This window comes from Blastocatellia bacterium, from assembly GCA_035275065.1.
GTDB lineage: Bacteria > Acidobacteriota > Blastocatellia > UBA7656 > UBA7656 > DATENM01.
In genome coordinates, this window is sequence record DATENM010000072.1 from 20,905 (window position 1) to 38,379 (window position 17,475).

General features: G+C 60.5%; 15 protein-coding genes and 4 tRNA genes. 9 read left to right on the forward strand and 10 right to left on the reverse strand.

Features of this window, described 5'->3' with window-relative positions; all coding sequences use genetic code 11:
- Positions 1-4: 4 nt before the first annotated feature.
- From VJ464_17305 to mtnA, 7 genes are all read right to left on the reverse strand, one after another.
- Complete coding sequence (locus tag VJ464_17305; GenBank protein ID HKQ06894.1) at positions 5-523, reverse strand: N-acetyltransferase; 519 nt, start codon at positions 521-523, stop codon at positions 5-7.
- Positions 520-921 (reverse strand): HNH endonuclease signature motif containing protein, encoded by a 402-nt coding sequence (locus VJ464_17310; protein ID HKQ06895.1) that lies wholly within the window; start codon positions 919-921, stop codon positions 520-522. Before VJ464_17310 ends, VJ464_17305 begins: the two co-directional genes overlap by 4 nt.
- Positions 918-1,364 carry a hypothetical protein gene (locus VJ464_17315; protein ID HKQ06896.1) on the reverse strand — a complete coding sequence of 149 codons (447 nt, stop codon included), beginning with the start codon at positions 1,362-1,364 and terminating at the stop codon, positions 918-920. The genes VJ464_17310 and VJ464_17315 overlap by 4 nt, the downstream gene beginning before the upstream one ends.
- A gap of 21 nt (positions 1,365-1,385) precedes the next feature.
- The gene (locus tag VJ464_17320) at positions 1,386-2,645 is read right to left on the reverse strand and encodes an MFS transporter (GenBank protein ID HKQ06897.1); all 1,260 of its coding nucleotides are present in this window, start codon (positions 2,643-2,645) and stop codon (positions 1,386-1,388) included.
- Between the two features lie 145 nt (positions 2,646-2,790).
- Positions 2,791-4,641, reverse strand: coding sequence for an ABC transporter substrate-binding protein (locus VJ464_17325; GenBank protein ID HKQ06898.1), 1,851 nt, complete (start codon positions 4,639-4,641; stop codon positions 2,791-2,793).
- 14 nt (positions 4,642-4,655) lie between these two features.
- Positions 4,656-5,744, reverse strand: coding sequence for a beta-N-acetylhexosaminidase (gene nagZ / locus VJ464_17330; protein ID HKQ06899.1), 1,089 nt, complete (start codon positions 5,742-5,744; stop codon positions 4,656-4,658).
- Positions 5,745-5,877: 133 nt separating this feature from the next.
- On the reverse strand, positions 5,878-6,927 hold the full coding sequence (gene mtnA / locus VJ464_17335; protein ID HKQ06900.1) for an S-methyl-5-thioribose-1-phosphate isomerase: 1,050 nt from the start codon (positions 6,925-6,927) through the stop codon (positions 5,878-5,880).
- A 191-nt stretch (positions 6,928-7,118) separates the two neighbouring features.
- Between mtnA and VJ464_17340 the strand changes: the two genes are divergently transcribed.
- Positions 7,119-7,595, forward strand: a complete 477-nt coding sequence (locus VJ464_17340; protein ID HKQ06901.1) for a hypothetical protein — start codon at positions 7,119-7,121, stop codon at positions 7,593-7,595.
- A 79-nt stretch (positions 7,596-7,674) separates the two neighbouring features.
- On the opposite strand, the gene VJ464_17345 is transcribed toward VJ464_17340, so the two are convergent.
- A complete protein-coding gene (locus tag VJ464_17345; protein ID HKQ06902.1) occupies positions 7,675-10,053 on the reverse strand; it encodes an oligopeptide transporter, OPT family in 2,379 nt (792 codons plus the stop codon).
- A 552-nt stretch (positions 10,054-10,605) separates the two neighbouring features.
- Here VJ464_17345 and VJ464_17350 point away from each other — a divergent pair.
- Positions 10,606-11,718: a D-glycerate dehydrogenase gene (locus tag VJ464_17350; protein HKQ06903.1), complete on the forward strand. Its 1,113-nt coding sequence runs from the start codon at positions 10,606-10,608 to the stop codon at positions 11,716-11,718.
- Here the strand turns inward: VJ464_17350 and VJ464_17355 are convergent, their stop codons facing one another.
- Both VJ464_17355 and nikB read right to left on the reverse strand, forming a co-directional pair.
- Positions 11,719-12,531, reverse strand: coding sequence for an ABC transporter permease (locus VJ464_17355; GenBank protein ID HKQ06904.1), 813 nt, complete (start codon positions 12,529-12,531; stop codon positions 11,719-11,721).
- Positions 12,532-12,611: 80 nt separating this feature from the next.
- On the reverse strand, positions 12,612-13,541 hold the full coding sequence (nikB, locus tag VJ464_17360; GenBank protein HKQ06905.1) for a nickel ABC transporter permease: 930 nt from the start codon (positions 13,539-13,541) through the stop codon (positions 12,612-12,614).
- A 136-nt stretch (positions 13,542-13,677) separates the two neighbouring features.
- Between nikB and VJ464_17365 the strand changes: the two genes are divergently transcribed.
- The 7 genes from VJ464_17365 to VJ464_17395 form a co-directional block, all read left to right on the forward strand.
- Positions 13,678-13,752: transfer RNA gene (locus VJ464_17365), tRNA-Thr, on the forward strand.
- 367 nt (positions 13,753-14,119) lie between these two features.
- Complete coding sequence (locus tag VJ464_17370) at positions 14,120-14,365, forward strand: HNH endonuclease signature motif containing protein (GenBank protein HKQ06906.1); 246 nt, start codon at positions 14,120-14,122, stop codon at positions 14,363-14,365.
- A 238-nt stretch (positions 14,366-14,603) separates the two neighbouring features.
- Entirely contained in the window at positions 14,604-16,196 is a 1,593-nt protein-coding gene (locus VJ464_17375; GenBank protein ID HKQ06907.1) for a hypothetical protein, read from the forward strand.
- 411 nt (positions 16,197-16,607) lie between these two features.
- A tRNA-Tyr gene (locus VJ464_17380) sits at positions 16,608-16,695 on the forward strand.
- Between the two features lie 13 nt (positions 16,696-16,708).
- Positions 16,709-16,783, forward strand: a tRNA-Gly gene (locus tag VJ464_17385).
- Positions 16,784-16,807: 24 nt separating this feature from the next.
- Positions 16,808-16,879 (forward strand) — tRNA-Thr (locus VJ464_17390).
- A gap of 68 nt (positions 16,880-16,947) precedes the next feature.
- Positions 16,948-17,475 (forward strand): GTP-binding protein (locus VJ464_17395; GenBank protein HKQ06908.1); only part of this gene is annotated, 528 nt, incomplete at its 3' end.

The window sequence follows — 17,475 nt, forward strand, 5'->3', positions numbered from 1 at the left end:
AGCGCTAAATGTCGTTGAATTCCGCCTGGTATTTCGCGGTGCCGGCGCAAGCCGCGAGCGCGCCCGGCTCTAGCTCCATTGCCATGAAGATTTCATCCGGCACGTCGTATTCGGAGCGGATATGGAAGCGGCTGGCGGGCGCGAAGCCGAAGCGCGGATAGTAGTTCGCATGACCGAGCACGACGGCGGCCCGGTGACCGAGGCGGCGGCACGCTTCGAGTCCGGCCCTGACCAGCCGTGAGCCGACGCCCTGATTCTGCCACTCGGGAAGCACGGCCATCGGCGCCAGCCCGACGGCGGCGGCTGATTTCCCGGTCGCTCCGATGACGACGGGGCTGAACAGGATATGCCCGACGACTTGCGCCTCGTGAACCGCGACCAGCGACAGCGTGACCTTGCCGTGGGCGCGTAACAGGTCAATGAGATCAGCCTCCGTCGGGCCATCGAAGGCGCGCTCGTTGACCCGGCGAATTGCGGCAATGTCGTCAGGTTGTTCGGGCCGTATCTGAATGCTATCGTTCATATGAAAAATCCTAATTGAATCCATCGAAGTCGTGCGGTCACCTGCATCGGCTTATTCATTCGCAGCCGCCAAACCGAAGCCCTGCCAATCGCAGTCAAACCATGTATCGTGCCCGTTTCAAGGTCGAGCATAAAGTGTTCTTCCCAGTTATCCCCGCGTGGATTGAATAAACGCGAATCGCTACGGGTCTGTTCATCTAGGCCGGTTAGCCAATCCCCTTTATGAACATTGCAGGCGCGGCACGCGAGCGCCAGATTAGCCTTATTATCCTCGCCGGCTTTCGACAAGGGGATGATGTGTTCGACCTCGAATGGGAAATTGAAGATGACTTCGGGCGCATGACAGTACTCACATCGGTGCGCGGCGCGTCGCGCAACCAGTGTGTAGTGAGGGTTCATTTCTTCCACTCAGCAACTGTAGATTCCGCACGCCGCGTTGCCGCCTGCACCTCAGCATTGATGAGTTGTTCCAATTCAGCTTGCTCTTCAGGCTGTAGTTGGCGGCTCTCGTCGCGCGCCTCGCGCCAGCGCGCCATCAACTCACTCAAGCGATGTTGTTGCGCTGCCGTGAAGAAAGCATCCGGCAGCGGCATTTCGCCCGATAGAGTTCTTTGAACGTGGTCGATGATGGCTTCATAATATGCAGCTACGAAAATTGACCATTCCGTAGGCGGTTGTTGAATGACCACCAGGGCTCCGGTTTCCGCTTGGTCCAACTGTTTAGTTAAAGCATCCAGCGCTTCGCCTGCGCTCCGACCTTCTGATTGAAGTGTCCCTGCCTTCGCGCGGTAGATGATCCCATCTTTGCCCGTGCTCTCCGGCACAATCGTAATGGTAGTCATACGCGCCCTCCTGCCTTCGGATTATACGCGCTCTGGGCTGATGCGCGAAGGCAACAACGCAAATAGCATCACCGCGGCGAGGGCGGCCAGCGCCGCGCCGAAGTAAAACGTCGCCGCCGCATTCACCTTGTCCCAGAGCACGCCACCGACGTAGCTCGCGGCAATCTGCGTCAGGCCGGTGACCATCGAGAGGATGCCGATCACCGTGGCGCGGCCGGCGCGGCCCGCCGTGTCCACGGCCAGGGCTTTGGCGACGCCTTCCGTCAGCGCGGGGAACAGACCGTAGAGCGCAAACAGCGGCCAGACCATCCATACCCGCGAGACGAGCGCGAACCCGAGATAGCTCAAGGCGTAGACCGCAAAGCCGGCAATCAGCAGATTGCGCCGCCCCAGTTGATCGCTGGCCGCGCCCGCCGGATACGCGGCCAGCGCGGACACCAGGTTGAACAGCGCATAAGCAAAGATCGCTGCGCTGATGGCCCGGCCCGCGCCTTCACCATTTGCCAGTCCCAACTGTTGGGCGCGCAGAATCAGAAACGAGTTGGCGGAATTCGCCAGCCCGAAGACCGCCATCACCAGAAGTAATCTTTTATACTCACGCGTCGTGCCGGCGAGCGACAGCCGCAGCTCGCCGGTTCCCGTGACAACACTTTCGCGCCGCTCTTTGACCGTAAGAATCAGCAGCGCCGCGACGGTCGCCGGAATCGCCGAGATCAAAAAGATGCTGCGCGCATCGAGCCGCGCCCAGTTGACCACCGCCAGCGCCACGAGCGGCCCCAGCACCGCGCCCGCCGAATCCATGGCGCGCTCGAACCCAAACGCCCGCCCGCGATAGCGCGCTTCGGTCGCTTCGGCAAGCAGCGCATCACGCGGCGCGTTACGGATGCCTTTGCCGAAGCGCTCGGCAAAGCGCGCCGCCAGCACCAGCGGCCATACCTGCGCGGCGGCCATCACCGGGCGAGTCGCTGCCGTCAAGACATAGCCGAAAAAGGCCACAGGCTTGCGCCGCCCGAGGCGATCCGAAATCCACCCGGAGAAGCCGCCGATCACATTAGCCAGGCCGACAGCGATGCCTTCGATCAAGCCGACGACGGTTGCCGGCGCTCCCAATGTCGCGGTCAGGAAGAGCGGCAGAATGGGATAGATCATCTCGCCGCTGATGTCGGAAAACATGCTGACAAAGCCGATGATGATGGCGCTGCGCGACACGCCAGCGAAGAGCGACGCGGCGACGCGGCGACGCGGCGACGCGGCGAGAGAGTCGCGCGAATCACTGCTCACTGGTTGATCGGGTTGCTCCATCTAGAACCGTTTTTGATTGCATTTGTCATGTAGCGCAAGGCGGTTAGCTTGCGCTGCGACTCGCGCAAGCTAACCGCCTTGCGCTACACCCGACCTTCATTCCGGTCGCCGCGTCGCCGTGTCGTCACTTCTCAGAGAGCGTCAGTTTGGTGATGAAGAACCACGAGCCGGAAGGGTCGAGCTGGATGTTGCCGACGCGCTTGCGGGCGACAAGCACGTTGGCCGGATACCAGAGATAGAGCTGCGGCAGCTCGTCAGAGACCGCCTTTTCGACCTGGCTGTAGAGCGCAACTTTGGCGGGGCGCGTGTCGGCGCGCTCGGCTTCGACGATCCAATCGTCAACCTGCGGGTTGCAGTAACGCATGCGGTTCTGGCCGCCGCGATCTGTCAGCAAGCTTGAGATTTTTAGATAGAGCGCGCGCTTTTCAACAGCGCTGGTGGTTGCATCGAGCGCCGCGGCTTGCTCGATCATGCGGCTCACTTCCGCCGTCGCGCAATAGTCATGTTTGGCGAGAACCGTAGCCAGCGTGTCAAACAGCGGGCGCATCGCCGCCGGGTCGCTCGCGGCGCGCAGCCTGGCAATGGCGTCGTTGAATTGCGCGTCCTGGTAGCGGCTGTGGTAAACCAGCTGAAAGCCATCGGTGCTTTGATTGAAGCCGAGGCCGATGCGGTAGAAGAGATCATACTGCGCTTTCGCCAGCCGGTCGTTCATCGTCGCCGTTTCAAGCGACAACAGCTCAAGCTCGATGCCGACCTGTCGCAACTGGTCTTGCAGAATGGCGGCGATGTTGCGCGACAGTTGCGCGGTCGAGATGAGAATCGTCAATCGCAGTCGCGTCTGCGGCCCGTCGCCGTCGGGGTCGGGGAAACCGGCCTCGTCGAGCAACTGCATGGCTCGTTGCGGGTCGTGGTCATAGACCGTGATGTTGGGGTTGTAGGCCCAGTGCTCAGGCGGCAGCAAGGTGTTCGCCTGGCGCGCCTGATCACGGAGCAAACGGTGAATGATCGACTCTCGGTCAATCGCATACGCGACCGCCTGACGGACTTTGACGTTTCCAAGGTCCGAAGCCGGCGTGGTGTTGGCTCCGAGGTAACCGATGTTAGCGCCGTCACCGACGACCACCTGGATGTCCGAGCGGCGTTGCAGCGCACGCACGGTTTCGGGATCAAACAGCGCATTCAGGGCGAGATCAACGTCGCCGCTCATCAGCTCGGCCTGCCGCGTGCTGTTGTCGGTGACGACTTTGACTCGCACGCGCGGGATGACCGGCGCGCCGCCCCAGTAATTCGCGTTGGCTTCGAGGTGAACGGCCTCGCCTTCGTTGTAAGAGACGAACCGGTAAGGGCCGCTGCCGACCGGCGCGCTGGCCTGCTCGGCGCCGGCGCCTTCAGGGATGATGCCGATGGCCGGCAGGGTGCCGATGAGATCGAACGGCTCGCTGGCGCGAAAGATGACGGTCAGCGGGTCGGGCGCGTCAATCGAAGTGATCTTATCGACCGAGCCGCGAATGGGCGAACGGGTCGCCGGGTCTTTGATCGAAGCGAAGGTGTACTTGACGTCAGATGAAGTGAGCGGCTTGCCGTTATGAAAGACGACGCCTTGGCGCAAGTGAAAGGTGAAGGTCTGATGATCCGGGGATTCTTCAAACCGCTCGGCGAGCGACGGCACGAACTCGAAGAGGCTGTTCTTAACGACCAGCGTGTCGTAGACCAGTTGCATGATGCGCGCCGAGATGCCGTTGCCTGTCGAGAAACGCGAGTCAAAGCCGGCGGGCGGCGCTTCGATGGCGATAACCAGCGTGCCCGGCTCGGCCCCGTGGCGGCAACCCGCGAGCGGCAGCATGAGCAAGAAGCAGGAGGCAATAAGCAGCAGACGGGAGGTGATCAAACGATGAATGATGAATGATGAATGATGAATGGCGGAGAAAAGAGTTGGCGATATTGAGCGCGATTCTTTCAGTTCATCACTCATCATTCATCATTCATCGTTTACTTGGTGTGTTGCAGCACGAGGTTGAGCTCGGCGATGCGCTCGCGCAGGCGGGCGACGGCCATCTCGCTCTGCGGTTGCGGCGGCGAGATCATCGATTTGACGCGGGCGATGTGGTCGAAGGCGCGGCTGATATGGGTCTTGGTAATGCGTCCCTTCTGCGCCGCTTCGACCATGCCCTGCCAGGCGGCCAGGACGCGCTCTGGCTGGCCCGATCCGGTGACCAAAGCCATATCGTTACCGGCCTCAATCGCCATAACGGCGGCTTCGGCGATATCGCGCGTCGCGGTGATCGCGCCCATCTCCAGGTCGTCGGTCAGCGTCAGGCCCTTGTAACCCAACTCTTCGCGCAACAGGCCATTGACGATGTTCTTCGATAACGACGCCGGCAGCGCCGAAGGCCCATCAATCGCCGGGTAGTGACCGTGCCCGACAATGACGGCGTTCAACCGCGCATTGATCTTGCTGAATAGCTCGGTGTAAGGCAGCAGGTCTTCTTTAGCGATCTGGTCGCGTGAGCGATCAATGGTCGGCAACTGATGGTGCGAGTCAACGACTGAATGGCCGAGGCCGGGAAAGTGTTTGCCGACGCCGAGGATGCCGCCGCGCTGCAAGCCTTCGAGGTAAGCCCCGGCCAGACGCACGACCTTGGCCGGCGTGCTGCCGAGGTAGCGCCCCTTGAGACCGTTCTCGACCGAATCGTTCACCGCGACATCAAGCACCGGCGCGAAATTGACGTTGAAGCCGAGCGTGCGCAGCGCTTCGGCGGCGATCTCGCCGAGCCGCGCGGCTATCGAAGCGTCGCCCGAAGCGCGCAGCAGATCAGCCGCGGGCATCGGCGAATAGATCCCCTTCAGGCGATCCACGCGCCCGCCTTCCTGGTCCACGGCGACGAGCGGCGGCACCTGAACGACGGCGCGGATCGCGCTATTCAGCTCGGCGACCTGCGCCGCGCTCTCGATATTGTGACCCATGAGCAGCACGCCGCCCGGCTGGACGGTTTCGAGCAGCTCGCGCGACGGCGCGTCAAGCTGTGGGCCGGGTAAGCCGATCAATAAGAGTTGGCCGATTCTGTGTTCTAATTTCATATCTGAATTTTGGATTTTAGATTTTCATGGTTTAGCGCTTCGCGCCTACGATTTTAGATTGAGGAACAGGACGTGACCGCTTGATGCTTCAGTCTGCTAATCCAAAATCTAAAATCCAAAATCTAAAATCGCCTCATAGTTTGCTCTCGAACAGCGCCCCCAGACTCATGTCGTATGGCTCGCGCGCGACGCCGGCATCGGTGATGATGGCCGAGATGTAACGGTGCGGCGTCACGTCAAAGGCCGGGTTGGCGACGTCGATGCCCTCGGGGGCCACCGGCTGGTCGCGAAAGTGCGTCACCTCGCGGGCGGCGCGCGATTCGATGGGAATCTGGTCGCCGGAGTTCAACTTCAAGTCAACGGTCGAGAGCGGCGCGGCGACATAGAAAGGAACGTTGTTCTCGTGCGCCGCCACCGCGACCATATAAGTGCCGATCTTGTTGGCGACGTCGCCGTTGGCGGCGATGCGGTCGGCGCCGACGATCACCGCGTCTACCTCTCCCGCCTTCAAAAAGTGCCCGGCCATGTTGTCTGTAATCAAAGTCACGGGGATGTCGTCTTTCGCCAGCTCCCAGGCGGTCAACCGCGCGCCTTGCAGGAACGGGCGCGTTTCGTCTGCAAAGACTTTGATGCGCTTGCCGGCTTCGACCGCGGCGCGGATGACGCCGAGCGCCGTGCCGTACCCGGCGGTCGCCAGCGCCCCGGCGTTGCAGTGCGTCAGGATGGTTGCCTGGTCGGGGATCAGCTCGGCGCCGAACTGTCCCATGCGCTGATTGGCGGCGATGTCTTCGCGGTGCATGGCGAGCGCTTCGTTGACGAGGTCGCGCCGGATTTGGTCAAGCGAGCGGCCTTCGCGGCGGGCGTGGTTGAAGTTCCAGCGCATGCGCTCGATGGCCCAGAAGAGATTGACCGCCGTCGGGCGAGTCTCTGCCAGCCGCTGACAGGTCTGATGAAAGTCCTGCTCGAAGGCTTCGGCGGTTGTTGCCTGCGATTGCTTCATGCCCAGGGCGACGCCCATCGCTGCCGCAACGCCGATGGCTGGCGCGCCGCGCACCACCATCTCTTCAATAGCGCGGGCGACTTCTTCGTAAGATTGGAAGACGGGATAAAGCTCTTCGTTCGGCAGGCGCCGCTGATCGATCATCACGACGCCTTCATCAGTCCATTCAATCGTCTTAATCATGGCTGGAAGGATAATAGCCAATGGGCGCGCGGCTTGGCAATCAAAGCGACGCCCGGCGCGGTGTATGGTTGCCTGTATGGAAAAACGCCAGCGCCTTGCGCCTCACCGAGCTTGCCGTGCAAATGACGCGCTCAGGTGGAGGAACACGGATTGCGCTTTAGTCATTGGAGCGAACAACCGAGGTAATCAGAATGGGGCGATTTTCTAGAAGCATTGAGCATGACATGGCTTACCGCGAGCCGGGGTGGCCGAAGCCGCGCAAGGCTAATCCGCGCGCGCCGTCTGAGTCGAAATACTTTGTGCTGGCGCTGGCGGCGCTGATCGGCCTGGGCGTCGGCTGGCTGTCGGGCAAAGCGATCACCGGCTTGCTACCTAATTCTAATTCCACGGCGGCCATCGCCGAGCCTGCCGCCCAGGCCACGAGCGCAGCATTGCGTGACAGTCGGCCTGCGGCACAAGCAGCGACTGGCGAGGACGCCGCGCCTGACGATGCTTCCGATTCCACGGTTTCGAGCGATGCGGATGCGCCCACGGCAACTGTGGCGCAGGTTACTATTGATGAGCCGCGCGGCGGGCGAAGAATTTCGCAGCACGGTTACCGGCGACATGCGCGCGGCCAGTTTCTCCTCAAGCCGTTTAAGGTGTTCCGCAAGCTGAAAATCTGGTAAGCCAGGCCGGCAAGCTAGAAGCGGGGCGCTCTTTGCAGAGCGCCCCGCTTCTAGCTTGCTCAGCATGTCATGAACCGTTTCAAGTGCGCGCGCCTCGCTTCTTGCCAGCGAGAATGACTTCGCGCCCGGCCAGATAAAGCAGCACGCAGATAATCACGAAGGGAATCAACGACAGCAAGTCGGCATTTGCACCGCCGTAGAACGGGTTGCTCTGGCCCGCCCAGTCTTCAACCGCCTTGTTGAATGGGCCAAGACTCGGCAGGCCATTCAAGAAGGCGTAGATGATGCCGGCCAACGCCGCGCCGGCGATATAGCCGGAGGCCATGAGCACGCCGGGGCTCTTATCGCCTTCGGCCACCAGTTGATCTTCAGTGAGATCGTGTTTGGCGAATTTCTTGCGCACGTACTTGTCTACGAGCCAGCGAATCAGGCCGCCGATGAAGATAGGGCTCGAAGACGAAAGCGGCAAGTAGACGCCGACGGCGAACGCGAGCGATGGAATCCCTGACATCTCTAGAACGATGGCGATCATCACGCCGAGCAGCACCAGTCCCCAGGGCAGTTTGTGATTCAAGATGCCTTTGATGATGTAACTCATCAAGGTTGCTTTCGGTGCGTCGAACTTCGTCACCGTCGTGCCATCGGGCCGCACTTTATGCGTGCCGTTGATGGCCGGGTCGGCCATGTAGACCGGGACGCCCTGATCGTTAACCAGGTACTTTTGCGCGTTGGCTTCATCTGAATCGGCCCTGTACCAGACACGGTAATTGGTCTGGTCGTCGACGCCCTGCGAGCCTTGCAGTCGTTCGGTCTTCGGCTGACCGTTCTCCATCTGCAATTGCGCCGGGTCAACGCGGAAGTCTGCCGGGAAAGCAATCTCAGGATTATTGGCCAGCGGCACATAAACCGTGCCCGCTTCGTTCAGCGTCAGCAGAATCGGGCCAAGCACCAGTGCCGACGCCAGCGCGCCTATGAGGATAGCGGTCTGCTGATGCCTCGGCGTCGCGCCGACCAGAAAGCCGGTCTTCAAATCCTGTGATGTCGTGCCGCCATTCGATGCCGCGATGCAAACGATGCCGCCGATGGAGAGCGCCGTGACATAGTAAATCGAGCCCGTCCAGCCAACCAGCAGGAAGATCAAACAGGTGAGCAGCAGCGTCGCCACGGTCATTCCAGAGATCGGATTTGAGGACGAGCCAATCTCGCCGGTCAGCCTTGACGAGACGGTGACGAAGAGGAAGCCGAAGGCGACAATGAGAATGGCGCCGAGCAGGTTCCAGTGCAGGCCGAGCTGCGGGAAACCGACGATCATGGCCAGCAGCACGAAGATGCCGCCGAGAACAAACTTCATCGAGAGGTCTTGATCGGTGCGAACCAAACCGGCCCGCGCCGCCTGCCCGCCGCGCAGGTCGCTCAAGCCGCCTTTCAAGCCATGCCAGATGGTCGGCAGTGAGCGCATCATGCTAATGATGCCGCCCGCCGCCACCGCGCCCGCACCGATGTAGAGCACGTAAGCGCCGCGAATGGCATCGGGGTCCATTTCACTGATCGGCACTCTGCCGGGCGGCAGCGCCGTCGTTAGCGCCGAGCCGAAGAACTTGATGGCGGGAATCAGCACCAGATAGGCCAGCACGCCGCCGGCGCACATGATCGAAGCGATGCGCGGGCCGATGATGTAACCGACGCCTAAGAGCGCCGGGTTGATCTCTGCCGCAATCGAGCCGCCGTTGAACGCGCCGCCGAAAATCTTGCGCGGCGTATCCTTCCAGACTTTGAACGCGGCGTAGGCCGCATAATAGAAGAAGCCGATGCCCAGCCCAGTGAAGATCGGCAAGGCGCGAACATCCTCGACCTTCGCCCCGGCATCCGAGTGCGCCGCGGCGCGCGATTCTTCCGAAGCGCCGGCCTTCAGCACTTCGGCACAGGCCGTGCCTTCGGGGTATTTCAATAACCCATGCTGTTGCACGATCAGCGCCCGGCGCAGCGGGATCATCATCAAGATGCCGAGCAACCCGCCGAGCACGGCGACCAGCATCACGCGCGTGATTTCAAGGTCGAAGCCCAAAATCATGATCGCCGGCATGGTGACGCCAACGCCGAAGGCAATGCTTTCGCCTGCCGACCCGGCGGTCTGCACAATATTGTTCTCAAGGATCGTCGCGTCCCGCATGCCGAATTTCGACAGCGCCCGAAAGAGCGTGATCGAAATGACAGCGACCGGAATCGAGGCGCTGACGGTCAAGCCGGTCTTCAATACCAGGTAGAGCGACGAAGCGCCGAAGACAATGCCGAGGAGTGTGCCGACGATGATCGGCAATAGCGTCAACTCGCGCAGCGTCACCGACGACGGAATATAAGGGCGGAACGCCGCGAGATAGGGATTCTCAGGCTTCGCCCCGACAATATCCGGGAACTCGTTGGCGCCTACCTTCGGGGTATCCACGATTTCAGTCGACATGAGTTGCGACCTCCGATTGATTTTTTGAAGCGGGATTGCGAAGAGTCCGAACAGAATCTACTTTACCCTGCGCGAAAGCTCGCAGGCAAGCGAGTGGCGGAAACGAATCAAGCCCCGACGCGGCGACTCGATGGCGCACGGCGTCGGGGCCTGCGGTGGACTGTTGGGATTGGCCTGTGGCCGATCCGTACCTACATCAGTTGAGCGTGCTACTCCGGCAAGAGAAACGCAAACGCGCGGACGTCGGGCGTCCACGGCTCGCGTTCAGGCCTCAGCCACCTCACCTGGTCTAAGACTTATCATCGCGTTGGACCACCTCCTTTCCGGTGTTGACGGCATAGTAACATAGCGCAATTCGATGTCAAGTAAAAAGTGAGCTGAGGCGGCGGAAAAACTACAACTAATAGCGATGCCCCCTGGGGCATAGTGCTATATATTGATCCGGGCCGGTTCTGTCGGCGGCCCTGAAACGCTGGTTGAACGGCAGGCGAAGGCTTGCGCTTTGGCGCTCGTCTCTTCAAGATTAGCCGACAACTGGCAGGTGAGAAATCAATGACGAGTAAAGCGATCCGAATCTTTGCGACCGCAGACATCGGCGACGCGGCATGGCGGCGTTTGCGGGAGCGCGGCTATGAAGTCGAAATCTACGGCGAGCCGGAAGCGCCGCCTCAGTCGCTCATCATCGAAAAGATTAAGAGCGGCATTGATGGTCTGATTACGACCCTGCGCGACCGGATCGATGAAACCGTCTTTGCCGCCGGGCGCGACCGTCTGCGGGTCGTCGCGCAACTGGCAGTCGGCGTCGATAACATTGATCGCGCCGCCGCCAACCGATACCGCATCCCTTTCACCAACACGCCCGACGTCTTGACCGAAGCGACCGCCGAATTCGCCCTTTTCATGCTCGGCGCGGTGTCGCGGCGGCTCTACTCATCGGAAGCCGAAGTGCGCGAGCAGCGCTGGAGCTACTGGCACCCTTACCTTCCGTTTCTCGGCGATGAAGTGACCGGCAAGACGGTCGCGGTGATTGGTGCGGGGCGCATCGGCAAAGCCTTCGCCGCAAAATGTATCGGCCTCGATATGGACATCCTGCTGCACGCCCGCCATTCGCGCGATGAGCGCTTTGTCACCTTCGCTGACCGTGAGATGCAGTTGCGCTTTGACGCCGGATTTGCGCGCCGGCGGCGGACAGTGAGCTATGTTACTTTTGAAGAGGCGCTGGAGGGCGCAGACTATGTCAGCCTGCATGTGCCGCTGATTCAGCCGCGGCAATCCGCCGCGCCGACCCTTCACCTGATCAACCAGCCAGCTTTCGAGCGCATGAAGCCGACCGCCTATCTGATCAACACGGCGCGCGGCCCGGTCGTTGACGAAGCGGCGCTGGTCGCCGCGCTCATCAATGGACAGATCGCCGGCGCGGCGCTCGATGTCTTCGCGCGCGAGCCGCTGCCGGCAGATTCACCGCTGCGTGACGAGCGCTTGAAGGATCGCCTGCGACTCTTTCACCACTTTGCTTCGGGGACACGCGAGACGCGCTTGTCTGCGGACGCCGACGTCGGCATGGCCGGGCGCTGTGTGCAGGGCTTGATCGATGTCATCGAAGGCCACTATGGCGGCGACCCGTCGCGCATGCCGTTTGTGGTCAACAAAGAAGCGTTCGAATGATCAACGTGGGCGTTGCTTGGGATCGAGGCGCTCGCGCAGGCCGTCGCCGATGAAGTTGAAGGAGAGAACCGAGAGCGCGATCATCAGGCCGGGAAAGATGAACAGATGCGGCGCGGTGAACCAGAACTCGCGCGAGTCGTCAATCATCTTGCCCCACGACGGGATGGGCTCGGGCACGCCGAGGCCGAGAAAGCTCAAACCCGCTTCGGCCAGGATGGCGCCCGCCATGCCGAGCGATGCCTGCACGATCAACGGCTGAATCGAGTTGGGGAGAATGTGCTTCGTAAGGATTCTGAAATCGCTTGCGCCGAGGGCGCGAGCCGCCTGCACAAAATCATACTCGCGGACTTTCAAGACTTGAGCGCGCATCAGCCGCGCATAGCCGACCCAGCCGATGACCGAGAGCGCGAGGATGAGATTCTTTAAACTCGGCCCCAGAAAGGCGACCATCGCGATGGCTAAGAGAATGCCGGGGAATGACAGGAAGACGTTGAAGAGAAACCCGGAGACCAGGCGGTCTATCCAGCCGCCTTTGTAACCGGCGAACGAGCCGATGGCGACGCCGAAGAAAGCCGAGATCGTCACCACCGATAGGCCGACCATCATCGACACGCGCGCCCCATAAATAACCCGCGTCATCATGTCGCGGCCCAACTGGTCGCGCCCCATCCAGTGCGCCGCGTCGGGCGCATCGAGCCGCGCGCCGAGGTCCTGGCTCTGCACGCGATTCCACGACGCCAGCAGCGGCGACAGCACTGCCAGCAGCACCATCACGCCGGCCACGGCGAATCCGAATTTCGTAACCCCAGTCATAAAATTAGCGGCGAGTGATGAGTGATGAGTGACGAGGAAGACAGCAGGCATCGGGCTTGTTACTCGTCACCTATCACTTGTCACTCAACTTTGATTCGCGGATCGAGGAAGCGATAGACGAGGTCGGTCGCGGAGTTGACCAGCACATAGGTCGCCGCGATGACCAGAATACAGCCCTGCGTCAGTTTGTAATCTCGCTCACTGATTGAATCTACGAGCAGGCTGCCGACGCCGGGCCACGAGAAGACGCGCTCGGTGATGATCGCGCCCGCAAGCAGGACGCCGAATTGCAGGCCGAGCACGGTGACTACGGGAATCAAGCCGTTCTTCAAAACGTGCTTGTAGATGACGCGCCGTTCGGGCAACCCTTTGGCGCGCGCCGTGCGCACGTAATCCTCGCCAAGCTCTTCAAGCACGCTTGAACGGACGATGCGCGTCAGCACCGCCGAAAGCCCTGCGCCGAGCGTCACCGCCGGCAGGATCAAGTGCGCCAGCCCGCCTGCGCCCGACACCGGCGTCATGCCGAGCTGGACCGAGAAGACCAGCACCAGCAGCGGCCCAAGCGCAAAGCTCGGCAGCGAGATGCCGAGCAGGGCAACAAACGTCGACAGGCTGTCAATGGCAGAACCTTTGTGAGTCGCCGCAGTGACGCCGAGCGGAATCGACAGCAGTGTGGCGATGATCATCGCGGCGATGGCTAATTTGATTGTTGCCGGGTAGCGCGCGGCGATGCGCTTGAGCACAGCCTCGTGAGTCACCGGGTTGCTGCCCCAGTCGCCGCGCACCAGGCCCTTCAAGTAATCGGTGTATTGCGTGAGCAGCGGCTTGTCCAGGCCAAGCTCGGCGCGCGCCGCCTGGTACTGCTCCTGCGTGGCGTTTTCGCCGACCAGCGTTAAGGCCGGGTCGCCGGGCACGATGTGGATGAGCAGGAAGACGAGCGTGACGACGGCCCATAGAACCGGGATGATGAACAGCAGTCGCCGCGCGACAGCAAACGCGAATCCTCGCATAGCGCGACCATCATAACAAACCGCTTACGCCCCCGCCATCGGGTGGTGATCGAATGAACGACGCGATGCTTGCAAAATGAAAGCGCGATTGCGTAATATCAAACCCGAAGATGAAGAAGTTGTCTTGAAAAATTAAGCCGGCGTAACTCAGTGGTAGAGTGCCAGTCTTGTAAACTGGAAGCCGAGGGTCCGACTCCCTCCGCCGGCTCCACTTCCTTATTCTCGTTCGACGCTTCCCCTGCTTCTGTAACATTCCTTGCATATCTGAACTGAACCAAAGTGGAGGCGTTATGCAGCGGGAAGTCCTTGAGCAACTAATCAAGGTTCATAAAAGCATCAACCGGATTGCACGAGCCGCAGGCGTATCGTGCGCAACAATTCGCCATTGGCTGAAGAAGCATGGCTTGAAAAGTAAGGGCACGTTGTACAACATCAAGCCGCGGAAACAAAGACCGCCATGCCGGAACTGCGGTGCGCCTGTTCGTCACCTGTACAATGTCTACTGCTCAATGCCATGTCAGTTCCAATTCAGGCGAAAGAAAAAAATCGAGAACATTGACACGATTGGCAAAGTTGCGTTGAAAAGTTACCTGCTCGACACGCGCGGGCATCGTTGCGAAGTCTGCGGCATCACGGAGTGGATGGGGCGGGCGGCACCGCTCGAACTCGATCACCGCGATGGCAATCCGTTGAACAATCAACTCGACAACGTGCGCCTGATCTGCCCGAACTGCCACGCGCAGACCGCGACCTACAAAGGCAAGAACATGGGCAGCGGGCGTTACGCGCGCCGCGAGCGCTACGCCGCGGGCCGCAGTTATTGACCGAAACGGGCAATCACTTCACCGAATTTACGACCTCCGCCGGCGGCGTCGCGTTTGGTATTGCAAACCGCAAACCTGGCCCGACCGGGCTATATTTACTTGCCTTTTTTCTCCGCCGTGGCAAGAATGGCGCTGGATTTTTTGCCGCGTTGTGCCTTTTCGTTAAGAGCAGCCCAGAAATTGGTCATTGTTCTTAAATCAACCTTTGAGTGTGGAATGTGTTTCGGGGGGAATAACTATGATGAACTTTAATCCTCACCGCCTCCTCCGCCCATTGGCGCTGATGTCGGCGCTGGTCTTCTTGATGGTCGGCATCCTTTCATCCTTCACCCTTGCGGTCAAAGCCGCGACCGGCGACCTTGATCCGACCTTCGGCACCGGTGGAAAAATAGTAATCACTGCCCCGCAAGGCCCGAAGGCTTTGCGCGCCATCGCGATTCAACGCGATGGCAAAGTCATCGTCGCGGGCTGGGGGGCCAACCCGCCGCCGCAAACCTTTACCGATGTCGCCTTGGCGCGCTACAACCCCGATGGCAGCCTTGATCAGACGTTTGGTACAGGCGGCTATATCCTGAATCCCTTCTCCTACGACCCCGATGAAGTGTACGCCATCGGCATCCAGTCGAACGGCAAAATCGTCATCGGCGGGAAGACATCGAACAGCATGGGCAAGCCGTTTTGGCTTCTCGCCCGTTACACGGCTGATGGACATCTCGATACGACTTTCGGCCTAAACGGAATCATTAGAGGCCCCGACGACTCGGTCATCTATAACCTCGCCATCCTGCCCGATGATCGGATCGTTACGGTCGGATCCGCATACCAGTTTTCGTACCTGCCGAGCGGAACTTACCTGACCCGGTTTAACGCGGATGGGGGGCACGATAGCAGTTTCAATGGCAACGGCTATGTCTTAACCCCATACGGTCTTTTCGGCTACCCGGGTACTGCCCTGGCGGTTCAACCCGACGGCAAGATCATCATCGGCGGCGGGTCGTCATTCACCATGATGCGCTACAACACAGATGGTAGTGTGGACATGAACTTCGGCACAGGCGGCGTAGCCACCGCGTCTTTCGCGAAGCCTTATGCGGTGATCACCGCGCTGGGACTGCAAAGCGACGGGCGAATCGTCGCTGCCGGCTATGCTGGCGACGTGAATGGCCCGTTCGACTTTGCGTTGACGCGGTTCAAATATAATGGCGCGGTCGATAAATCATTCAATGGCGGCAAGGTCACTACCGATTTTTCCGGCGAAGACGACGCGGCGCGCGCTCTGATCATCCAGCCCGATGGCCGGCCCGTCGCCGTCGGCTATGCCAGTCACCAGGGCAATTACGATTTCGCGCTGGCGCGCTACAACTGGGACGGCAGCCTCGATTCTACCTTCGGCAGCGGCGGCAAAGTGACCACAGATTTCGCCGGCGGCAACGATCAAGCCTACGCCGCTGCTCTGCAAAGCGACGGCAAGATCATCGCCGCAGGCAATGCGAGCAACCCGTTCCTGAAAGGCGCGCTGGCGCGCTACAGCGGCGACGGCTTTGACCTGACCTTGCAGGACGAGGGCAACGGCAACATCCTGCAAATCAACTCGGCGACCGGCCAGTACGTTTTCAAGAACTGCGCCGGCACAGTTCTGGGCGGCACCGGCACGGTCACGCGCCGCGGCGCAATCATCACCTTGCAGCACAACGGCGGCGACCGCAAAGTGCAGGCGACCGTAGACGCCAACACGCACCGCGCAAACGCCACGATTAAAATCATCGGCGGCGGCCCGGCCTACACCATCATTGATCGAGACATCACCAACAACACGGGCACCTGTCCGTGATGCGCCAGCTCAGCTTGTACGAATGCTAATATGTAAAGCCCTGCTCTCGCCGCAGGGCTTTTTGATCTTAGAGAAGTCATGCAGGGCTCACGCCGATTCGCGCACCGAGGGCGGCTTGTCAGTGCGCGCCACAACGAATAAAATGAAGTTTATCGGGCCGGTTGCTGTCTCCTCGCGGTTTCGCTCAACGGTGTGGCGTCAGGCGCTCACGAACAGGGCGCGCACGATCTGCAAGCATCCAGGCAAGCCGAATTTGAAAGAAGCGCGGGATTCTTGCGCGAGAAATCGGCTTGCGTGAGCAGCCTAACTCGGCTAAAATGACCGTTTTCGTATAGTAGCTTTTCGCGCTAGGGGCTATCCCTTCACGCTTCTAATAAGTTGCTTGAGCGAAAGCGCGCATTGAATTGGTGTGCTGGGGTGGTCGAGTGGCTAATGGCACCGGGCTGTAAACCCGGCGGGCTTAGGCTCTACGTAGGTTCGAATCCTACCCCCAGCACCATGAATTAGTTCAGGCGGGCGTAGCGCAATGGTAGCGCACTAGCCTTCCAAGCTAGATGTTGCGGGTTCGAGTCCCGTCGCCCGCTCCAGTTGTGAATCGGATATTCGCGCAGGCCGGCGTAGCTCAGTGGTAGAGCGCATCCTTGGTAAGGATGAGGCCATGGGTTCAATCCCCATCGCCGGCTTCATCACAGGTCAGTTGGCATCGAGCCGGCAGCGGCGCAAATGCCCCCGGCTTTGACACAGGAGAGTTATGGCAAAAGAGAAGTTTGATCGCAGCAAGCCGCACGTCAACGTCGGCACCATCGGCCACATCGATCACGGCAAGACGACCTTGACCGCCGCCATCACCAAGGTCCTGGCCAAACATAATCCCAAGATCACCTTCCGCTCATTCGACTCCATCGATAACGCTCCGGAAGAGAAAGCCCGCGGTATCACAATCGCTACGGCCCACGTCGAATACGAGACCGCCAATCGCCACTACGCCCATGTGGATTGCCCGGGCCACGCCGACTACATCAAGAACATGATCACCGGCGCGGCGCAGATGGACGGCGCGATTTTAGTCGTCGCCGCCACCGACGGCCCCATGCCGCAGACCCGCGAGCACATCCTTTTGGCGCGCCAGGTCGGGGTGCCTGCCATGGTCGTCTTTATGAACAAGGTGGACGCCGTGGACGACCCGGAGCTCTTAGACCTGGTGGAGTTGGAAGTCCGCGAGCTGCTGTCGAGCTATCAGTTCCCCGGCGACGAGATCCCGATTGTGCGGGGGTCGGCC